21 protein-coding genes and 1 riboswitch are annotated in these 21,138 nt (G+C 49.4%); of the genes, 4 read left to right on the plus strand and 17 right to left on the minus strand.

Features of this window, described 5'->3' with window-relative positions:
• Positions 1 to 169: 169 nt before the first annotated feature.
• Positions 170 to 274: riboswitch (TPP riboswitch) on the minus strand.
• 65 nt (positions 275 to 339) lie between these two features.
• The 6 genes from ACN0VA_RS16515 to ACN0VA_RS16540 all read right to left on the minus strand — a co-directional run bounded on the left by ACN0VA_RS16515 (position 340) and on the right by ACN0VA_RS16540 (position 6,568).
• Positions 340 to 1,299: a LysR substrate-binding domain-containing protein gene (locus ACN0VA_RS16515; protein WP_417822227.1), complete on the minus strand. Its 960-nt coding sequence runs from the start codon at positions 1,297 to 1,299 to the stop codon at positions 340 to 342.
• Positions 1,300 to 1,386: 87 nt separating this feature from the next.
• Positions 1,387 to 2,436: a cytochrome-c peroxidase gene (locus tag ACN0VA_RS16520; RefSeq protein WP_417822228.1), complete on the minus strand. Its 1,050-nt coding sequence runs from the start codon at positions 2,434 to 2,436 to the stop codon at positions 1,387 to 1,389.
• Positions 2,437 to 2,651: 215 nt separating this feature from the next.
• The gene (leuB, locus tag ACN0VA_RS16525; RefSeq protein ID WP_417822229.1) at positions 2,652 to 3,761 is read right to left on the minus strand and encodes a 3-isopropylmalate dehydrogenase; all 1,110 of its coding nucleotides are present in this window, start codon (positions 3,759 to 3,761) and stop codon (positions 2,652 to 2,654) included.
• A 57-nt stretch (positions 3,762 to 3,818) separates the two neighbouring features.
• Entirely contained in the window at positions 3,819 to 4,430 is a 612-nt protein-coding gene (gene leuD, locus ACN0VA_RS16530; RefSeq protein ID WP_417822230.1) for a 3-isopropylmalate dehydratase small subunit, read from the minus strand.
• 4 nt (positions 4,431 to 4,434) lie between these two features.
• On the minus strand, positions 4,435 to 5,859 hold the full coding sequence (gene leuC / locus ACN0VA_RS16535; protein ID WP_417822231.1) for a 3-isopropylmalate dehydratase large subunit: 1,425 nt from the start codon (positions 5,857 to 5,859) through the stop codon (positions 4,435 to 4,437).
• Positions 5,860 to 6,307: 448 nt separating this feature from the next.
• Complete coding sequence (locus tag ACN0VA_RS16540; RefSeq protein ID WP_188665651.1) at positions 6,308 to 6,568, minus strand: helix-turn-helix domain-containing protein; 261 nt, start codon at positions 6,566 to 6,568, stop codon at positions 6,308 to 6,310.
• A 233-nt stretch (positions 6,569 to 6,801) separates the two neighbouring features.
• On the opposite strand from ACN0VA_RS16540, the gene ACN0VA_RS16545 reads away from it, so the two are divergent.
• Positions 6,802 to 7,461: a S24 family peptidase gene (locus tag ACN0VA_RS16545; protein WP_417822232.1), complete on the plus strand. Its 660-nt coding sequence runs from the start codon at positions 6,802 to 6,804 to the stop codon at positions 7,459 to 7,461.
• Positions 7,462 to 7,736: 275 nt separating this feature from the next.
• Here the strand turns inward: ACN0VA_RS16545 and rplS are convergent, their stop codons facing one another.
• The 5 genes from rplS to ffh form a co-directional block, all read right to left on the minus strand.
• Complete coding sequence (gene rplS / locus ACN0VA_RS16550) at positions 7,737 to 8,099, minus strand: 50S ribosomal protein L19 (RefSeq protein ID WP_417822233.1); 363 nt, start codon at positions 8,097 to 8,099, stop codon at positions 7,737 to 7,739.
• A gap of 53 nt (positions 8,100 to 8,152) precedes the next feature.
• A complete protein-coding gene (gene trmD / locus ACN0VA_RS16555; RefSeq protein ID WP_417822234.1) occupies positions 8,153 to 8,881 on the minus strand; it encodes a tRNA (guanosine(37)-N1)-methyltransferase TrmD in 729 nt (242 codons plus the stop codon).
• Entirely contained in the window at positions 8,878 to 9,474 is a 597-nt protein-coding gene (gene rimM, locus ACN0VA_RS16560) for a ribosome maturation factor RimM (RefSeq protein WP_417822235.1), read from the minus strand. Before rimM ends, trmD begins: the two co-directional genes overlap by 4 nt.
• Before the next feature lie 45 nt (positions 9,475 to 9,519).
• The gene (rpsP, locus tag ACN0VA_RS16565; protein WP_417822236.1) at positions 9,520 to 9,939 is read right to left on the minus strand and encodes a 30S ribosomal protein S16; all 420 of its coding nucleotides are present in this window, start codon (positions 9,937 to 9,939) and stop codon (positions 9,520 to 9,522) included.
• Between the two features lie 68 nt (positions 9,940 to 10,007).
• Complete coding sequence (gene ffh, locus ACN0VA_RS16570) at positions 10,008 to 11,456, minus strand: signal recognition particle protein (protein WP_417822237.1); 1,449 nt, start codon at positions 11,454 to 11,456, stop codon at positions 10,008 to 10,010.
• A gap of 202 nt (positions 11,457 to 11,658) precedes the next feature.
• Here ffh and ACN0VA_RS16575 point away from each other — a divergent pair, with 202 nt between their 5' ends.
• Entirely contained in the window at positions 11,659 to 12,384 is a 726-nt protein-coding gene (locus tag ACN0VA_RS16575) for a hypothetical protein (protein WP_417822238.1), read from the plus strand.
• Positions 12,385 to 12,469: 85 nt separating this feature from the next.
• A complete protein-coding gene (locus ACN0VA_RS16580) occupies positions 12,470 to 13,204 on the plus strand; it encodes a hypothetical protein (RefSeq protein WP_417822239.1) in 735 nt (244 codons plus the stop codon).
• A gap of 8 nt (positions 13,205 to 13,212) precedes the next feature.
• Here ACN0VA_RS16580 and ACN0VA_RS16585 read toward each other — a convergent pair whose 3' ends face one another.
• The 5 genes from ACN0VA_RS16585 to ACN0VA_RS16605 are packed head-to-tail and all read right to left on the minus strand — an operon-like array spanning position 13,213 to position 18,834.
• Positions 13,213 to 14,112, minus strand: a complete 900-nt coding sequence (locus ACN0VA_RS16585; RefSeq protein WP_417822240.1) for a lysophospholipid acyltransferase family protein — start codon at positions 14,110 to 14,112, stop codon at positions 13,213 to 13,215.
• Positions 14,112 to 15,095 (minus strand): tetraacyldisaccharide 4'-kinase, encoded by a 984-nt coding sequence (gene lpxK, locus ACN0VA_RS16590; protein WP_417822241.1) that lies wholly within the window; start codon positions 15,093 to 15,095, stop codon positions 14,112 to 14,114. Before lpxK ends, ACN0VA_RS16585 begins: the two co-directional genes overlap by 1 nt.
• Entirely contained in the window at positions 15,092 to 16,372 is a 1,281-nt protein-coding gene (locus ACN0VA_RS16595) for a 3-deoxy-D-manno-octulosonic acid transferase (RefSeq protein WP_417822242.1), read from the minus strand. Before ACN0VA_RS16595 ends, lpxK begins: the two co-directional genes overlap by 4 nt.
• Positions 16,369 to 17,061, minus strand: a complete 693-nt coding sequence (locus tag ACN0VA_RS16600; RefSeq protein ID WP_417822243.1) for a lysophospholipid acyltransferase family protein — start codon at positions 17,059 to 17,061, stop codon at positions 16,369 to 16,371. The genes ACN0VA_RS16595 and ACN0VA_RS16600 overlap by 4 nt, the downstream gene beginning before the upstream one ends.
• Positions 17,062 to 18,834: an ABC transporter ATP-binding protein gene (locus ACN0VA_RS16605; RefSeq protein WP_417822244.1), complete on the minus strand. Its 1,773-nt coding sequence runs from the start codon at positions 18,832 to 18,834 to the stop codon at positions 17,062 to 17,064.
• 123 nt (positions 18,835 to 18,957) lie between these two features.
• Between ACN0VA_RS16605 and ACN0VA_RS16610 the strand changes: the two genes are divergently transcribed.
• Positions 18,958 to 19,728, plus strand: coding sequence for a hypothetical protein (locus tag ACN0VA_RS16610; protein ID WP_417822245.1), 771 nt, complete (start codon positions 18,958 to 18,960; stop codon positions 19,726 to 19,728).
• A 2-nt stretch (positions 19,729 to 19,730) separates the two neighbouring features.
• Here the strand turns inward: ACN0VA_RS16610 and ACN0VA_RS16615 are convergent, their stop codons facing one another.
• Positions 19,731 to 21,080, minus strand: a complete 1,350-nt coding sequence (locus tag ACN0VA_RS16615) for a TldD/PmbA family protein (RefSeq protein ID WP_417822246.1) — start codon at positions 21,078 to 21,080, stop codon at positions 19,731 to 19,733.
• Between the last annotated feature and the right edge of the window lie 58 nt (positions 21,081 to 21,138).

Raw genomic sequence — 21,138 nt, forward strand, 5'->3', positions numbered from 1 at the left:
GTGGATACAACGCATGGCGACTGTGACGTCCTCCATCGTGTCAGAACCAAAAAATACTTTCTCTGAACCCGGCAAGGGGCCGGTCGTGATATCAAGTTTAGAAGTATCGTTGCTCATAGTCTGAGGATCTCCAATCAATTTGGGTCAGGAGATCCGGGAGGTGAGCGTTGGGGGAAATTACGTCCATCCCTACGCCGGAATAACCCGGATCAGGTTCAAAGGGTTGTCACATGTTCGGACTCTCAGCCCTATTCAGGCACCCCTTGGCATCGGACTATAAGTGGGATAGTTGACTATAAAGGTCAAGAAAATTAGTTGAGAAAAACGTAACTCTCTCCCTCAGGCAGGATCTAAAGGGAAGCAACCGTTTGGCAGGTTTGCCAAAATGGTTTCTTTCAACATTTCCGCAATTTGCATATTGGGATAGGATGTTCTGAACGCCAAAGCAATATCACGCGACGGTGCCGGGTTTTTAAAATAGGCATAGCGTACCGTTTTGCTGGCGCTTTTCGGGCAGGTATGTTCGGATTTGCACAAGAAATTTTCCAGCGCCGAGGTCGGCAGCACCGTAATACCGGTCCCCACCGCGACCATATGGCGGATGGTTTCAAGGGAATTCCCTTCAATAATATTATGAACCCCTTTACTGCTGTCTTCAAAACTGTGGGGGTCCTCGCAAATTTCCAGCACTTGATCACGGAAACAGTGACCTTTCCCCAGCAACAATAATTTTTCATCCGCCAATTCATCCCCGCCAATGTCATTGCGCCCTTCCCAAGCATGCCCTTTGGGGACAGCCGCAACAAAGGGTTCTTTGTAAAGGGGGATCGTGCTCATCCCCGGATGATCAAAGGGGAGGGCAACCAACGCCATATCAATGCGACCGTGGGCGAGAAACTCCAATAGGGTCGAGGTGAAATTTTCCTCAATCAATAAGGTCAGCTTTGGGGCATTCTGATGAACGTTCGGGATCAGGTTTGGAAAAATATAAGGCCCAACCGAATAAATTGCACCCAAACGCAATGTGCCGGAGAGTTCCCCACGCAGACCGTCTACAATTTCTTTGACCCGGTCCACTTCACTTACGGCAATGGCAATTTGAGATAAAACCTTGTTACCTTCCTCGGTCACTTTCAGAGAATTCTTAATTCTTTCAAACAGCGTGACATCCAGTTCCTCTTCCAGATTTTTAATCGCCACACTGAGGGAGGGTTGGGACACATGGCAAAGGTCGGCCGCCCGACTGAAATTCTTTTCCTGAGCCACCATCAAAGCATAACGCAATTGTGTAATCTTCACGGACCTGTTCCTTCTACACTTAAAACGCCAAGAGGGAAGAGACGACATCTGCCGCCTCTTCCTCTTTTCAACCGCTTTAGTTTTTACTTATTTCATTTCTAAAGGTTTTGGTGTCGTTGCACTTGACTTAGGTAAAATTGGATACTCAATTTTTGGCTGATCACCCGTTAAGGTGCGCAAAAAGGCCGTAATAGATTCGACTTCTTTTTCAGACAGCTTCTCACCCAACTGGCTTGCCCCCATAATGGAAACCGCCTGTTTCAGGTCCCAAACTTTACCAGAATGGAAATAAGGGGCTGTCAGTTCGATGTTACGCAACGGTGCAGCACGGAAAACATAGGAATCATCCGCTGTTTTCGTCACAGCAAAGCGACCTTTGTCACCTTCCGGCAGAATTTCCGAACCGGGTTTCTCAACAACACCGAACGGGTAATAGCCTTCGCCACCAAAGTTTGTTCCGGCATGACAAGCCACACAGCCTTTTTCCATAAACAGATCCAGACCTTCAGCTTCCACTTTATTCAGGGCGGATTTATCCCCCATCAGGAACTGGTCAAATTTGGAATTCGGTGTAATCAAGGTGGCTTCAAACGCTTCGATTGCACGCGCCATATTGTCAAAAGTCACCGGATCTTTATCATTCGGGAAGGCTTTGGCAAACATGGCCCCATAATCCGGGATGCTTTTCAGTGTTTCCACAACGCGTTCGGGCTTGTTGTTCATTTCAACACCTGCCTGAACCGGGCCTTTCGCCTGTGCCTTCAAATCCGCCGCACGACCATCCCAGAATTGGGCAATATTGAACACCGCATTAAAAGCGGTCGGTGCGTTGCGTGGTCCCTTGGCCCAACCATGTCCGATGGATGTTTCCAAGTTATCATCCCCGCCCATACCGACGTTATGGCACGTGTTACAGCTGATCAAATGACTGGAAGACAAACGCGGGTCCATAAACAACATTTTACCGAGCTCGACTTTATCGGAAGTCACTTTGTTATCCGCAATTTCCGGCACAACCGTCGGAATAGCCTTAAAACTTTCTTTTGCGCGTGCCAGTAGATCGTCAGCCGCCGTTGCCGGTTGTATGAATGCGCACGTAGCTGCGATAAGCGATAATCCTACAAAGATACGTTTCATTGTCTTCTCCATTAGTGAAACGGTATCCGGGGCATAAAGCCCCGACCCCACCCCCCAAAGATGGGCAGATGGATGATGTAGAATTAGTCAAATGAAAGGAAATACTATTAATCAATCCAGACCATAGAAAAAAACTATGTTCTATTCAGTCAAATAAAAAACCCGGCAGGTTCAATCACCTGCCGGGTTTTTTGGAAAATGCTTGGGCAAATCTGTTAAACGAGTTTATTTAACTCGGTAATCAGCGCATCCCCCATCGCCGCGCAACCGACTTGTTGCATACCAGCCTGCATGATATCACCTGTACGAATACCCGCATTCAGAACATTCTGGACACCTTGATCTAACAGGTCGGCTTCTGCCCCCATGTCAAAGCTGTAACGCAAGCACATGGAGAACGACAGGATCGTTGCCAATGGGTTGGCAAGGTCTTGACCCGCAATATCCGGGGCAGAACCGTGGACCGGCTCGTACATCGCGCGAACTTTGCCGTTTTCATCTTTACCGGACAAGGACGCTGACGGCAGCATCCCCAATGAACCGGTCAACATAGCCGCACAATCGGACAAGAGATCCCCAAACAGGTTATCTGTCAGGATCACGTCAAATTGTTTGGGATTACGCACCAACTGCATAGCGCAGTTATCGGCATACATATGTTCCAATGTCACATCGGCATATTCTTCTGCATGCAGCTTGGTCACAACTTCACGCCAGAATTTACCGGATTCCATAACGTTGGCTTTTTCAACCGAATGGACTTTATTGCCGCGTTTCTTCGCCAGATCAAAGGCCACATGCGCCGCACGAATGATTTCTGCATCCGTATAGACTTGTGTATCAAACCCTTTGCGACCGCCACCGGGCAGATCTTCCACACCGCGCGGTTCACCGAAATAGACACCACTGGTCAATTCGCGCATGATCAGGATATCCAGACCACGAACCACTTCGTCCTTCAAAGTCGATGCGTCAACAAGCGCATCAAAGACCATCGCCGGACGCAGGTTGGCAAACAGGTCCATTTCCTTGCGCAGACGCAGCAGGCCGGCCTCAGGACGAGCATGGCGTTCCACGTTATCCCATTTCGGGCCACCGACAGCGCCCAGCATGACCGCATCCGCAGCCATCGCATCCGCAACGGTTTCGTCTGTTACAGCACATTTGTGCGCTTCGTAACAAGCACCGCCGACCAGACCTTCGGTGATGTTGAAATTGACGGAACGGTTTTTCGCCAGCCAATCAATAATTTTACGGACTTGCCCCATAACTTCCGGGCCAATGCCGTCACCCGGCAAGAACAACAGGTTTTTAGCGTCGGACATATTGTATTCCCTTAAAGACGCGCCACCCCTGCAAACACAGGGATGGCGGTAGTAATGTTAACGAACCAACCACGGCATGGAAGCCGCGCGTTGTTCTTCAAAGCTCTTGATCTGTTCTTCACGTTGCAGGGTTAACCCGACATCGTCCAGCCCCTCGATCAGACAGTGCTTGCGGAACGGGTCCACATCAAATTTGATGGTGCCGCCGTCCGGGCCTTTGATTTCCTGATTTTCAAGATCGATTGTAATGGTCGCATTCGCCCCGCGTGAAGCGTCGTCCATCAACTTATCAATATCTTCTTTCGGCAAACGGATCGGCAAAATACCGTTCTTGAAACAGTTGTTATGAAAGATATCGGCGAAGCTTGTGGAAATCACACAACGGATCCCAAAATCAGCGATAGCCCACGGAGCGTGTTCACGCGAAGACCCACAACCGAAGTTGTCACCGGCAATGATAATCTTGGCATTGCGATAGGGTTCTTTATTGAGAACGAAATCCTCTTTTTCCGAACCGTCTTGATTGTAGCGCATTTCGTCAAACAAATGCACACCCAGACCGGAACGTTTAATGGTCTTGAGGAACAGTTTAGGAATGATCATATCAGTGTCGATATTGATCAACGGCATCGGCGCTGCGATACCGGTCAGTGTGGTGAACTTTTCCATGATCTTAGTTCCCCTCTTTCAACAAGTCGCGAACGTCAGTCAGTTTACCGGTAATCGCCGCAGCAGCAGCCATTTCCGGGCTGACCAAATGCGTGCGCGAGTCACGGCCCTGACGGCCTTCAAAGTTACGGTTGGATGTGGATGCACAACGTTCCCCCGGTGCCAGACGATCATCGTTCATCGCCAGACACATGGAACAACCGGCCTCACGCCAGTCAAAACCAGCGTCGATAAAGATTTGATCCAAACCTTCTTCTTCAGCGATTTCTTTGACCAGACCGGACCCTGGAACCACCATTGCTGTCATTCCGTCAGCAACTTTGCGACCCTTTGCAACCGCAGCTGCCGCCCGTAAATCTTCAATACGGCCGTTTGTACAAGAACCGATAAAGACGTGATCGACTTCAATTTCGTTCAACGGTGTGCCTGCTTCCAGACCCATATATTTAAGGGCGCGTTCAATCGCACTGGCTTTACCGGCATCGCGTGCCTCAGCCGGGGATGGCACTTTCGCCGTAATCGGCAACGCATCTTCCGGGCTGGTGCCCCACGTCACATAAGGAACCAGATCTTCCGCCTTGATGATAACGGTTTCGTCGTAAACCGCACCTTCATCGGATTTCAATGTCTTCCAATATTCAATAGCAGCTTCCCATGCCGCCCCTTTCGGGGACATTGGACGGCCCTTGACGTAATTGATGGTTTTTTCATCTACAGCGATCAAACCACCGCGGGCACCGCCTTCAATGGCCATGTTACAAACCGTCATACGACCTTCCATAGACAGATCCATAATTGCCTGACCGGTAAATTCGATCACGCAACCAGTACCGCCAGCCGTACCGATTTTGCCGATAATAGCCAAGATCAGGTCTTTGGCGGTCACACCCGGCGGCAAAGCCCCTTCAACACGGACTTCCATGTTTTTGGATTTCTTCTGCAACAAGGTTTGCGTGGCCAGAACGTGTTCAACTTCAGACGTCCCGATACCAAAGGCAAGGGAACCAAAGGCACCATGCGTCGCGGTATGGGAATCCCCACATACGATTGTGGCCCCCGGCAGTGTGAAACCTTGCTCAGGCCCAACGATATGCACAACACCTTGACGAATATCATCCATCGCAAAATAGGGAACGCCAAAATCTTTGGTGTTTTTTTCCAGCGCTTCAACCTGAATACGAGATTCCTCGTTGGTAATCACAATACCGTTTGAGCGGTCAGATGTCGGAATATTGTGGTCAGCAACAGCGAGGGTCAGTTCCGGGTGGCGTACCTTACGCCCCGTCAAACGTAGCCCTTCGAAGGCCTGCGGTGAGGTCACTTCATGTACCATGTGGCGATCGATGAAGATCAGACTTGTACCATCGTCCTGTGTTTCAATCAGATGGCTGTCCCAGATCTTGTCAAAGAGTGTACGGGGGTTGCCCATTGTCGTTCTTCTCCGAATGAGTTCGAATGTCTAATATCTATATAAGAAATGCGCCCCTTCTATAAAAGTTTTAAGGCCAAAGGTCACGCACTTTATCTTAATGTCGTTTAAGGGTCGGAAATTAATCAGGTTCATATCTGGATCCCCCTTTGCAAAGCAAGAATATTTCTAATTTTATTCAAGAGCGAATCGTTATGTACCCGAAACTTGAGACTTTGAAGAGAAAATCTACAACACGGAATAGAATGATTTCATCAATTCAACACACAACCCAAAAGAACTTTTTTGTCGCTTTAGCTCTTCAAGCTGGAATTTTGCACAAGCTATATGTGCATTCGATAAGCGCCCAAATAGAATGCAGGGCCAAAAAGGATTGCTACGGTTGAATATTAGAATTTCTTTACCAATTTAGCCGTTTCGTGTTTGGAAAACACCAGACAAATGATTATCATTCTGCCAGTCGATTTGGGGGTATACGACGGCCGTCTTCACTGTACCACTCAGGCCATAATGAATGGAGAGGGACACCGAGACAATCAGCAATAATTTTATTTCCAGTCGGCTGGGGACGAATAAGCGCAGCACGTACGACGGAGTCTGACACACCATGACATCGCGCCAGGGAAGCCATTGAGCCAACTTTTTTTCGAACGGCGGCTTTTACATCTTCCGGATGTGCATTTTTGGTTCTGCATGTTGAGTACGGCATAGAATCCCCAAATTCTGGTCCGGTATATTCCGGTTTTTTTTAGTTACACAATTATCACGATCGGGATGAGAACTCTAAATGGCAAAGCAACCAACTTTTTCATCCCGACGAATAGAGTATGCCATATATGGGAAAAACAAATCTAGAGATTTTATGTTTCAATATTCAATCTCAAGACCAACATAAAAATCTTTCCCAAGGCCCCATAATAAGACTTCGAGGGAGATTTCGTTTTGACCGATCAATTGCAAGTACGCCTGAAAGAAATTGCCAAGGAATGCGGTGGCAATCGCGCCCTTTGTGAAAAATCAGGCGTATCCGAACGCACATTCGCCAACTGGTTGGCCGGATCAAGCGAACCCAAAATCATCGGTATCGCCGCAATCGCCCATGCCGCAGGCGTCACAATCGACTGGCTTGTTACAGGGGCCAAACCCAAGCAACCGCTTGGCACACGCATTGATGATACCTTTGCCATCGTTCACGTCCCTGTCATCAGCAAGGACTTGAAAGAATCTGACAAGCCGTCCAACGAACGGCTGGTCTTGCAAAACCATTTACCGTTTTCAAAATCCTTTCTTGAAGAACGCTTGGGACATCAAGAATTTGACCAACTCTGCCTTTTCAAAGTTCATGGCGATTCAATGGACTGTACCATGAGTAGCGGAGATTACGTTCTTGTCGACCGTGCCCAAACAAAACTTGAAGACGGCATATATGCGTTCCTTTTTAAAGATCAGATCAACATCAAACGTATCATCAACATACTTGATGGGGTTGAAATTATAAGTGACAACCAGACCCTGTACCCACCTTATCTCATCAAAAACGCGCACCTGCATCAGATGCAGGTGATTGGACGCGCCCTATGGGTCGGTAAAAGCATTCCCTAAACGCCATTGCCTGTTTCTGCACACAAACCCCTCCTGAAAAGCGAAAAGCGCCGCGTCCTTCACGCTCGACAAGTGAGCAAAGGACACGGCGCTTGCCAACAGTGGCTCTTCTACTTACAGCAAATACCGGACAACTCATTCAAGTTGCGACGAATAATTTGCAATGATACCTGAAAGCATAGTCTTTCAGACCGATCAAAGCAGAGAGGCCGAGAGGTCGTCTGTTTAAAAAGGGGCGCTGCCATTTCTTTGAAACAGAAACGCCAACACTTTTTTTACCAGTCTTTTTTCTCGGCGATACGAGCAGCTTTACCCGTACGGCCACGCAAGTAGTAAAGTTTCGCACGGCGAACGTCACCGCGGCGAACCACGTTAATTTCTGCAAGGTTCGGGGAGTACAGCGGGAATACGCGCTCTACGCCTTCACCGAAAGACAGTTTACGCAGTGTGAAAGCAGAGTTGATGCCGTCGTTTTTACGCGCAATGCAAACGCCTTCAAATGCCTGCAAACGCTCACGCTCGCCTTCTTTTACGCGAACTTGCACACGCAGGGTGTCACCTGCGCCGAATTTCGGGATTTCACGTTCAGCAGTTTGCTTTTCAATCTGCTCTTTACCGAGTTGTTCTACAATATTCATGGTCTCGACCTTCTAAAAAAGGAGTGATCTCAGTCAATGGAGAGGTGCCGATCTCAGGCACTTCCTTTGGTTTCTTTGCAGTAAGCTGCCCACAAATCAGGGCGGCGGTCCTGCGTAATGCGTTGTGCCTGACTTTTACGCCAAGCCAGAATTTTTTCGTGATGTCCAGATAACAGGGTTTCAGGAACTTCGCGCCCCCGCCACACGCGTGGGCGGGTATAATGCGGATATTCCAAAAGCCCGGCTTCAAAGCTTTCGTCCTCGTGGCTGGCTTCTTTGCCAATCACACCGGGCAGCAGACGTACACAGGCATCCAACAACACGGTTGCAGCAGATTCACCGCCGGAAAGAACGTAATCTCCGATACTGATTTCTTCCAAATCATCATGTTCATCCAGAACACGTTGATCAATGCCTTCATAGCGACCGCAAAGCAAAACCACGCCCGGACCTTCGGCCAGTTCGCGCACTTTTTCCTGCGTCAATGTTTTGCCACGCGGTGTTAAAAACACCTTCTTGGCCATTGGAAAACGAACCGAGGCCGCCTCCAACGCATCAGCAACCACATCGGGTCGCATCACCATACCGGCACCACCGCCACAAGGGGTATCGTCCACTGTATTATGTTTGTCTGTCGCAAAATCGCGGATCTGGATGGTATCCAATGACCAACGACCTTCTTCCAGCCCCCGCCCAACCAAGGAATGCCCCAGCATACCGGGAAACATTTCGGGAAAAAGCGTCAACACACAAGCCGTCCAAGGCAGCAATTGAGGGCTCATTGCGGGTCCTCCGTGCCTTTCGCCTTTTGCGGCTTTTTGCGTTTTTTCTTTTTCTCTTCCGGCAACAGTCCCTCAGGTGGATCGACGACGACACGCCCTTTTTCAATATCCACAATCGGTACAATTGCCTTGGTGAACGGCACCATAATCAGTGCCCCTTCTTTGGGGAGAATTTCCAGCATGTCACCCGCACCAAAATCAAACACTGCCCGCACAGTTCCAAGGGTCTTTCCACTGGTCGTTTTGACCGTCAGACCAATCAGGTCTGCGTGGTAAAATTCCTCATCCCCGGCATCAGGTAATTCGGTACGTGAGACATAGAGACGTTCGCCTTTCAGCAATTCCGCTGCTTCACGCGTTTGCACACCCTCAACCTTGACAATCAATTCGCCTTTGCCTGTATGGCTGACAACCTCGATTTCATAAGTCTTGGCGGCATCCTCGCTTTGCAACACCTTAAAGGCCGCAACGTCATCTGGATTTTCAGTAAAGCTTTTCAGACGCATGGCCCCGCTTACACCGTGCGCGGACGAAAAAGCAGCCACGCAAACGCGTGCACTTTCATTATCCTGTATGGGTGTGTGTGAAGACATGATCTGTAAATCTCTATCCAAAAACGAAAAAATTCAAAAGAAGACTTAAGCTTCAGCAGCTTCTTCAGCCGGAGCTTCAGCGGCAGCAGCGGCTTCTTCAGCAGCAGCTTTTGCAGCTTCTTCAGCTTCGCGGCGTTTCTCTTCTTTTTCCTCGATACGCATTTTAGTCTTTTCAGACTGTTCAGCTTTTTTGGTTTGCTGCGGAATAGCACGTTCGGCTTTACCGGCATTAACCAAGAAACGCAGTACACGATCAGACGGTTTTGCGCCTTGACCGATCCAGTAATCAACGCGTTCGATGTTCATGTTCACGCGATTTTCGTCGTCTTTGGCCAGCATCGGGTTGTATGTGCCGAGTTTCTCAATGAAACGGCCATCACGCGGAGCGCGCTTGTCTGCAACAACGATACGATAGAACGGGCGCTTTTTAGCCCCGCCACGTGCCAAACGGATTGTAAGAGCCATTGTTGGTCTTTCCTATGGTTTGGGTTTAGTACAAAAGGTTAAATCGAAAAATCAAACATCAAAGGCCTTCACTTTTTGAAAGGCGGCAGTCCCGGTGGCAAACCACCCTGTCCACCCAGACCGTCCAGTCCGGGCAAACCATTGAGCCCACCCGGCGGCATTGCACCGCCCGGTCCACCCATCATGCCGCCCAATTTGCCGAGCAGGCCTTTTTTGTTCATCTTTCCGACTTTTTTCATGACGGTTGCCGTTTGCTGATATTGTTTCAGCAACTTGTTCACGTCCTGAACTGTGAGGCCGCAGCCTGCCGCGATACGCTGGCGGCGCGATGCCTTGATAATCTTGGGGTTTTGACGTTCTTTAACCGTCATGGATAGAATAATTGCTTGTTGGCGGGCGATCATCTTGTCATCCACCTTGGCTTCGGCCAGTTGTTTTTTCATTTTGCCGATCCCCGGCAACATGCCCAGCAATCCGTCCACATCACCCATTTTGCGAATTTGATTGAGCTGTTCCAGCATGTCTTCCAGCGTGAACAAGCCTTTCATAACCCGTTTGGCTAAGGCTTCGGCCTTGTCCTGTTCGATGGTTTCCTGTGCTTTTTCCACCAGCGAGACCACATCGCCCATGCCGAGGATTCGACCAGCTACACGATCTGCGTGGAAAGCTTCCAACTCATCGATTTTTTCACCGACACCCATCACCTTGATCGGTGCACCGGTGACTTCTTTCATAGACAGGGCCGCACCACCGCGCGCATCGCCGTCCACACGGGTCAGGGCAATACCGGTAATGCCGATCTTGTCATTAAATTCCTTGGCAACATTGACAGAATCCTGCCCGGTCATGGCATCCGTAACCAACAGGGTTTCCGCCGGGTTGGCAACGTCACGAACCTGCGCGACTTCATCCATCAGTTTTTCATCAATATGCAGACGACCTGCCGTATCGAGGATAACCACGTCATAACCGCCCTTACGGGCCTCAACCATCGCACGTTTGGCAATGGCAACCGGTTGTTCGCCAAAGACGATCGGCAGCGAGCTCAACTCCGCCTGTTTGGCGAGGACCTCAAGCTGCTGCTGGGCGGCCGGACGATAAACGTCAAGGCTGGCCAGCAAAACTTTTTTGCGCTCTTTCTTCTTGAGCATCAGGCCGATTTTAGCAGAGGTGGTTGTTTTACCTGCACCTTGCAGGCCAACCATCAAAATCGCGACCGGAGGAACGGCTTTCAGATTAATCGCCGTATCATCCGAACCCAGCATTTCAACCATGCAGTCATGCACGATCTTAATAACCATCTGGCCCGGATTAATCCCTTTTAAGACTTCTTCGCCAATTGCCTTTTCTTTAGCTTTTTTGACAAAATCTTTCACAACCGACAGGGCAACGTCGGCTTCCAGCAAAGCAACGCGTACTTCGCGCATAGCCTCGCTAACGTCGGCCTCAGACAGAGAGCCACGTTTTGTGAGTTTATCAAAAATGCCGCCAAGGCGACTCTGAAGACTTTCAAACATATTAAATCCCAACGCAAAACGCGCCAGTGCCCGAAACTCGAGGACTGGCGGCACCCCTTAAGGTGACAATAATGTCAAAGAGGCCTGTGAATTTGGCGCTGTTCTACTGGCTTTCAAACACAGAGTCAAGCAAAAGCGGTCTTGTCTTGAAACCAAAAGATGAGTAGGTTGCGAGTATTGGAAATTCAATATGGATAGCGATATGCTATATTTCGTCGCCTTGCTTCTTTCTATCGTCGCCGCACAAAGCACTTATGCCGCCGACGATATACGGGATTACGCGGAATTTCAGGCCTTTCATGCCGAAAAAACCATTCAGGCAATTGATCTGGCATTGCTGGATTCCAGTGAACTGATTGAACGCAACCCAGAGGCGGAAGAACTGGTTTTGCACACCACATTGGCAAAATATGTTGAACGCACACCGGGCTTGCGCGCCATTATCTCAACAAACCGCACCGGTCAGCTAAAGATCGACAGCTTTACCTATCCGGCAAAAGACATTGACTTGTCGGATCGCGAGTATGTCAAAACAGTACTCAACGCCGGGGAACGCGACTTATATATAGGATCTCCGCTGGTCGGGCGCTCATCAGGCGCCGCATTTGTTCCCTTCGCGCGATCTTTGCTGGATTCCGATAAAAAAACCCTCGGTGCCATTGCCGGTATTATCCATCCCGGTTTTTTGATTAAACAAGATGCCTTATGTCCACAATGTATCGTAAGCCTGTTCAATGATCGCAATGAAGTCTTGGTCAGCTACCCCTCCAACACTCACTTCCCAGAAGGTTTCATTGAAAAAATCAACGCATTGAATACGAATGGCGTGCTTAAAGGAACAATTAATGAGCATAAAATTCAGACCTGGGTTATTATATTAAAAAAATACAATATTCGCGTCAGCGTCAGCAAGTTCGCGAATAAATAATAAATTCATTCCAATAAGTTCGCTATGATTGTGTTCTACGTTACGTGCTGATATGGTTGCCCTGTTTTCTTCTTAGAGTGGTCTAATGGTGCGTTTTTTCCTTTTAACCTTTGCGTTTTTGTTCAGCGCAGTGCATGCACATGCCGGTATGGACAGAGAACTCAAGCTATCCGCTCTTTATCAAGCTGTTCATGCCCAAGGGCTGTTACGCTCGGCCGATATTACATTGGTCGGGATCACCAGCCTGTTCAGCCATAAAGAAACCAGTGCGATCAATGACCTGATCATTCATAATTCCCTGAACCGCCATGTTGATCGTGTTCCCGGTCTCAGCGCTTTATTCACCACGGATGTAAACGGCAACCTGAAACACGACAGCTTTCGTTATCCGACCCGTTCTCTAAACCTGAAAGATCGTGCCTATATCAACAATGCGTTGCGCTTAACCAATAACGAGCTTTATATCGGTGAACCGATTAAAAACGCCATTGTTGCCTATGACAGCTTACCTCTGTCTCGCCCGATCTTTAATGATCAAGGCTACATCACCGGTGTTGGTGTGGCGGTTATGACGCCGGACCATTTATTACAACGGACCAAAATCTGTAAAAAATGTGTGGTTTCTATATTCAAGACCAACGGCACAAAAATCGTCAGCTTTCCGGCTGCCGTTGAGGCCCAGCCCGACATCCAGAAATTTATGGCAGATCATCCGGACAATACCATTGTTGATCTCACCATTAACAAACTACCGACCCTAACCGTCTGGACACAAATTGCAGATTACGATCTCGTCCTGCTGTATTCTTACTTCAAATAAAAAGAGCCCTATTCGCCTTTGGGCCAACGTCGGTGGAGCCAAAGCCATTGTTCCGGTTTTTCCCGGATCCAGTTTTCCAGAATACGGTTAATCTCGGTCATCACTTTCACAAGATCATCTTGACGATCACCGGTTTTTTCAATTTGCAACGGCGGATAAAAAGTCATGCGAAAGCGTGTCTTCTCAACCCGCTCCAACTGCATAGGGATAATCGGACAATCAAATTTCAGGGCAAATTGCGCAATTGCCGATGCCGTCATGGCATTACGACCAAAAAAGGGAACCGCAATGCCATCGTTCATTTTTTGATCGACCAATAAAGCCAGATGCCCGCCATTCTTTAAAATATTCAAGGCCTGACGTGCCCCTTTTGTGCCCTTAGGCAGCAAACTGCATTCCGGTGTGGGCATACGTTTGGCAAACAAATCACGCACATAAGGGTTATCGGGTTCGCGATAAATCATATGAACAGGCAAACTTGGTGTACGTTGTGCACTGGCCCGCGCACTAAATTCCCAATTGGCAAAATGGCCGGAAAAAAACAGCCCGCATTTACCATCGTCGCGCAACAAATCCACATAATGCGGGTTGATAATTTCAAAACGATCCGTGTCTTCATAGACATTCATGGATCCGACGTGGGGAAATTCAAACGCAACCCGACCGAGATTATCCCAAACACCCAACAGAATTTTATCAATTTCGGCTCGTGTTTTTTCTGGAAAAGCCTTTTGCAGGTTTTCAAGCCCGACTTTGTTGGCCTTGCTATGCGGACCGATTTTTCGAGCGAGCCAGCCGCCAAGATTAGACGCCGTATCAAAAGACATAAGACGGATCAGAAAATAAAGCCCATAGGCCAACGCCCCCTGCAAGGGGTGACTGATATATTTCTGTCGTAACGCTTTCATCAGGCGAGATCCGTAATTTTCGAAAGCACTGCCTTTAACATGTCTTCCCCCTGCCAGACCAGAGAGATTTTTATGACATCGACTTCTTGAGCAAATTCCTTGGGCAAGCGCATATAATCTTTGCGCGTTGTGATCAATCGGGCCCCTGCCAGTTTTGCCCGTTCGCGCAATGGCCGGATATCGTCGATTAAATAAGGATGGTGATCTGGAAAAGGCACGCAATCCAGCAAATCACAATCCATTGTGCGCAAGGTTTCAAAAAACTTTTCAGGTCGTCCGATCCCGGCAAATGCCAGAACCTTTCGCCCGACAAGATCCGGACGGTCCAAAGGCTGAATATAGGCCTGTAGTACCGGGATATCCGCACGTATGCGCTGTACACGTTCCAGTGCCCCGGTCATATCTGCACCGATTAAAACCAAACCATCGGCGCGTTGTAACCCGCTTTGTAAACTTTCCCGCAAAGGCCCCGCCGGAAAGACTTTTTCATTGCCGTGACCATAACCGCCATCCACCACAAGAAAGGACACATCCTTATGTAAATGCGGGTTTTGAAAGCCATCATCCATGACAATGACGTCCGCCCCTTTTTTGACGCATAATTTCGCCCCGGCAACACGGTCACGCGACACACAAACCGGGGCAATTTCTTTTAACAACAACGGTTCATCGCCGACTTCATGGGTGCCATGCCCACCAACCATAAGCGGACCTTTCATATGCCCGCCAAATCCACGTGACAAGAAATAAGGGTTCTTCCCGGCTGCTTGCAAATACTGGGCAATTGCCATCGCCGTTGGCGTTTTCCCTGCCCCGCCCATCGTCAAATTACCAATGCAAATGACGGGAATCGGTGCTTTCCACAGCGCCGGCCGTTCCGCGCGTGTGCAGGTAATTTTATTATAGAGACAAGCCAGTGGGGACAAAACAGTTTCCCACAGGCTGTTATATCCATATCCCCAAAAGGACGGCGCCTGTTTCATGCATGCCCCCTTCCCGACCCATCGACAAACGGGGCCAAAGCCGACAGGGTACGTTGCAAAACCGCCGCTTCCCCCACAGCAACCTTATGGGCGCGTTGTGCCTTTTCCTCCCGCAAGGCTTCATCCGACAACAACAACGTCACCATCTTAACCATCTCGGTTTCATCATGGACAATCAGAACACTGTCTTGTTCAGCAAACCGGACCATAATTTCTGCAAAATTCGTCATATAAGGGCCGCATAGAAGGGCGCAATTCAGACGCGCGGCCTCCAATGGGTTTTGTCCCCCCAAAGGTTCCAGCGATTTCCCCATAAAGACGATCGGGGACAAACGGTAGAACAAGCCCAGCTCCCCCATCGTATCGGCAAGATAGATATCGCAAGCCGGGTTTAAATCTTCTGCCGCGCTACGCTGTGCAACCGATAACGATTGCGCCCGCAAATCAACTGCAATGGACGGCCCCCGTTCCGGGTGGCGCGGGGCAATAATCGTCAACACATCGGGGAAGGTTTCTTTCAAACGGCGATGGGCCTGAGCGATCAGTATTTCTTCCCCATCATGTGTACTTGCCGCCATCCAGACCGGGCGTTTCCCTATTTTATTTCGCAATTGGGCTAATTCTGCGTCATCTACCGGTAAATCTGGTGACGCATATTTCAAATTACCCGGACACTGCACATTTTGCGCACCTAAATCACGATAACGCTGCGCATCTTCGTCGGTTTGGGCCAGACATAAATCGAATGCCCCCAGAAGCTTTTTCGCAAAGCCCGGCACGCGTCGCCATGTTTTCAGCGACTTATCCGACATACGTGCATTGATCAATGCCATTGAAACACCACGTTTACGCGTTTCGCAAATCAGATTGGGCCACAGTTCGCTTTCCGCCCAAATGGCCACATCCGGTCGCCAATGATCCAGAAAACGGCGCACATAAGGCAAACGATCAACCGGAATAAATTGATGAATAACACCATCAGGTAATCTTTTTTCCATCAAGGCGGCAGACGTTACCGTACCGGTCGTCAACAGGATATGACAATCCTTATAATCACCATGCATGACCTCAATCAAGGGCAATAGGGAAATCGCCTCCCCCACACTCGCACCATGCAACCAGATCAAGGGACCCGTTGGCCGGCGCAAATTTGTTTGCCCTAGGCGTTCTGGAAACCGGGTTGGGTGTTCCTTTCCCTTGTACAATCGTTTTTGCAAATATCGGGAAATCAGCGGAGCTGCAATTGTTGTTAAACCGCGATAAAGCGAATAAATCATGCCGCCTCCACCGGGGGATGACCTGTCAGCCGGTCGCTTTCATCGGTGACGCGTGTGAGTTCTGCTTCCACCTTTAAACGGTAGGCTTCCAGGTCTGCCCCTTTGGCCTCTTTGGGCACATGGATCGGATTCCCCCAGACAAACACACCTTTGCTAAAGGGAAAGGCCACACAAAAACGATCCCAACTGCGTACATGCTTTCTGGAGACACTACCAAACGCGCAGGGAATAACAGGGACTTGCGCCATCTTAGCCACATTGACCACCCCGTTTGACGCACGCATGCGCGGCCCGCGCGGCCCATCCGGTGTAATGCCGATACACTCACCATTTTTCAACGACTTTAACATCGCACGCAAAGCTGTGGCGCCCCCCTTGGAGGTTGACCCTTCAATCGTCTGAATACCAAAATGACCAACCGTACGTGCAATCAATTGCCCGTCACGATGTTGGGAAATCAGCATGTGAATGGATTTTTTGCGGTTCCAGCAATAAGGCATCAACAAGATGCGCCCATGCCAAAAGGCCAAAATAAACGGCTTATCCGCGTCCCAATACTGCTTGGTAACCTCGCCATTGACTATCTGCCAACGGCCCGTGACGTAAACAAAGCGAATGTATTGCGCCCCGATCCAGCACAGGATTTTTCGAAACCCGTCTGATTTTGTGATGGATTTCAAAAGGCTCATTTAAGCCTCCGTTGCTTCTTCGCTAAACTGCATGGCATATAGACGAGCATAAATTCCATCCATATCAACCAGTTGCTGATGATTGCCCTGTTCAACCACACGACCACGATCAATCACATAGATCAAATCGGCATCCACAACTGTTGATAAACGGTGTGCGATCACCAACGTTGTGCGATCTTTCATCAATTCATGCAAGGCCGCCTGAACTTTACGTTCGCTTTCCGTATCCAAGGCAGAGGTCGCTTCATCCAGCAACAGGATCGGTGCATTTTTCAGCATAGCGCGCGCAATGGAAATCCGTTGACGTTGTCCGCCGGACAGTTTCAGCCCGCCTTCGCCCACCATCGTGTCATACCCATCGGGCAATTCCATAATAAATTCATGCGCAGCCGCATTTTTTGCCGCCTGGACAACATCTTCCTCGCTGGCATCCATACGCCCATAAAGGATATTGGCGCGAATGGTATCATCGAATAAAACAATTTCCTGACTGACCAACGCGCAGGCTTTGCGAAGCGAAGCAATGCTTACCTCGCGCACATCCTGTCCATCAATGCAGACCATCCCCGCATTCACATCGTAAAAACGCGGCACCAAGTTGAGAACTGTTGATTTACCGGCCCCACTTGGCCCCACAAGCGCAACGGTTTTACCGGCAGGCACATGCAAGTTCAGTTTCCGCAAGGCTGTTTTTTCTTCTTCGTAGGAAAAATCAACATTTTCAAAGCGGATATCCCCACCTTGGACAGAAATCCGTTTTGCATTTGGCGCATCATTAATGGTCGAACTTTCTTCCAACAGACGATAAAGACGTTCTGCCCCGGCCAAACCGCCTTGCATTTCTGAATTGAGGTGAGCCAAACGTTTTGCAGGTTCGTAAACCATGAAAGCAGCGCCGATAAAGGCAAAGAAATCCCCTGGTGTTTTCACACCTTCAATCACCTGATATCCGCCATAAACAATAATCAACGCAATGGCAAAACCGGCAACCCCTTCCATAATCGGAGAATTTAAGGCCTTTGTACGTTCCGCCTTAAAAACCAGCTTGCGCACAACCTCGGTTAAATCACGCACGCGGGTGCGTTCGTATTTTTCCATACGATAGGCTTTGACATGACGAATACCCGACAACGTTTGGGTCAGTAACGTCACAAGCTGCCCGATCTGCACCTGTGTATTAACCGTCACTTTGCGGATCCGCTTACCGATTTTTAGAACCGGGCCAATTGTGACCGGAAAAACTACCAAGGCCAGTAATGCCAACTGCCAATTGGTCGATACCATCACAACAATCATACCAACCAGCAAGGTGCTGTCCTTACCCGCACTGGTCAGAACCTTGGTTGCCGTGGCTCGCATCAACAACACATCGTTGGTAAAGCGCGACACCAGCGTACCCGATGGATTGGCGTGGAAATAGGCCAGATCCAGTCCCATCAAATGATCATACAGGCGCACCTGAAGGTCTGTGATGATGCGCAATCCCAACCACGACATCGCCACCGTTTGCCCAAATTGCGCCAACCCCTTAGCAACAAAGACAAAGACAATTGCCAAACCTAAAGGCCATAACATATCGCCATTTTTACTGACAAAAATATCATTTACCACAGGTTTCAGCAGCCACATACTCAGGGCTGCCGCCGCCGACGAAATACCCATAAACAAAAGGGCAAGGGTCAATTGCGTGATATAAGGGCGCACACTTTCCTTGATGAGGCGTTTCATCAAGGGAAAAGTACGTGTATCAAGCTGTGTTTTTGGTTCCAACGAGAACTGTTCCTCATAGGGGTGGCATGTCAAATTTTGCGGACAATATCACGGGTTTGTCGATTGTGCTACCGCTTCATTTCATTGTTTGTGTTTAAAGAAGAGATAGAGTAAAGAACGCCTATGGAAGATAAAATCATAACCGCCGTTCAACAAGCCGTCGATCAGGGCGTTGGCGCACGTAGCGTCCCCTTTGACTGGCAAGGCAAACGCTACTGGATCAAAATCGCGCTGCGTGAACAGGCAAACAATTGGCACCGGTTCCAGAATCTGTTTGCCGGGCTGTTTCGATGCCCCATGCTGCGCGCCACCGTTTCCGATGCAATGGATGACGGGTTAAACGCCGAAGCCCGACGGTTACGCAAAATTGCGACGCGCGGCGTGCGTGTTCCCACCGTTATTGCCCAACGCCCGGGATGGATTTTACTGGACGATATTGGTCACAGCCTGTTTGAGCAGATCAACGGGCATAACGACCCGCAAACCCTGATCTTAAAAGCTGCCGATGCGCTCAGCACGCTGCATCAAGCTGGCGGCTGGCATGGCACCGGACAATTGCGCGATATGATCCTGTGTCTGGATGGAGAAATCGGTTTTATCGATTTCGAAGAAAACGTCGGCGAAGCAATGGACGTATCAGCGGCGCAAGCCCGCGATATTTTGCGGTTTTTGATCTCATCCGTTCGTTTTGATCGAGGTGACGGAGCCTTACTGCGTGCCACTATGGAAATCTATCAAGACAAATCCCCATCTGCCGTTTGGCCTCATATACGCGGTGTCATCCGTTGGGCGATACCTTTGACGTTCCTGTTAAAACCATTTCGCAAAAAACTGGGGCGCGACTTGCGCCACGCCCTGCTTGTTATTGAGGCCTTAAAAGGTTCGCTTAAGTAAAATCAGGCAGATGATCCGGCAACGGTTAAGCCTTCGATCCGCAAGCTAGGCGCATTCGTGCCATAACGAAATTCCAGATCATCCGCAGGCGTTAAATTCAGGAACATATCCTTTAAATTCCCTGCAATCGTCAACTCGGAAACCGGAAACGCAATTTCACCGTTTTCAATCCAGAAACCAGCAGCCCCACGGCTGTAATCCCCGGTGACACCATTGACCCCCATGCCGATCAATTCCGTCACATAAAAGCCCTGTTTGATATCGCCGATCAATTCTTCCAGACTATGTTTTCCGGCTTCCATGTAAAAATTGGTTACACTGGGCGACGGCGGTGAACCGACCCCACGCGCAGCATGTGCTGTACTTTCCAATCCCAATTGACGGGCAGAGCGTAAATCCAGAATCCAGCTTTGCAACACACCGTCTTTGACGATCTCGCGTTTTTTATTGGCAAGCCCTTCCCCGTCTATCGGTTTGGAGCGTAAACCCCGTTTGCGATGAGGATCATCCACAATCGAAATATCAGGATTAAAAATGGTCTGCCCCATCTTGTCTTTGAGGAAACTAGTTCCGCGTGCAATCGAATTGCCGTTAATCGCGCCGTTTAAATGCCCGAGCAAGCTTTGCGACACACGGGTTGAATAAACCACCGGCACCTGTTGGCTGGCCACACGACGCGGGTTCAAACGTTTAACGGCCTTTTCCCCGGCACGTCGCCCCACCAATGCAAAATCTTCGAGGTCTTCGGCATAAACAGCAGAGGTATAATCATAATCACGTTCCATCTGCGTCCCCGTTCCCGCCAAGACAGAGGCACTGAGCGAACAACCCGATGAGCTATAGGCATGAGCCAATCCGTTGGAAGCTGCAATCGCGACATCATTGCGCGACCACGAGGCTTCCGCCCCTTCGGAATTTGTCACACCCTCAACAGCGCGCGCAGCATCTTCTGCCGCTGTCGCCCATGAAATCAGGGTTTGTTCGTCCGGCTCATACGGATCATATCCATCAACATCGGGAAATTCTGTTGCCAATTGGTCCGTATCCGCCAATCCACAAAATGGATCTTCCGGCACCACACGGGCCATATCAACACAACGTTGCGCCAATTCATCCAAAGCGTCAGCCTTGAAATCCGCAGAAGAAACGATTGCCTGACGTTTGCCGATAAAGACACGCAAGCCCAAATCCTGACCTTCGGCGCGTTCCAGATTTTCTGGTTGCCCCAAACGTTGAGACAAAGACAAAGACACCCCCTGTACCAAAACCGCATCTGCCGCATCGGCCCCTTTTTGACGCGCCTTTGCAATCAGGTCATTCAGCAGGTCGAGATTGTTTTGGTGCTGGCTCATATTTTATCCTTAAATCTATCGAGGCTGTTTTTAAAAAGATATTCCAAATAGCTAAACA

This window comes from Terasakiella sp. (assembly GCF_048267425.1).
In the GTDB taxonomy this organism is placed as follows: domain Bacteria; phylum Pseudomonadota; class Alphaproteobacteria; order Rhodospirillales; family Terasakiellaceae; genus Terasakiella.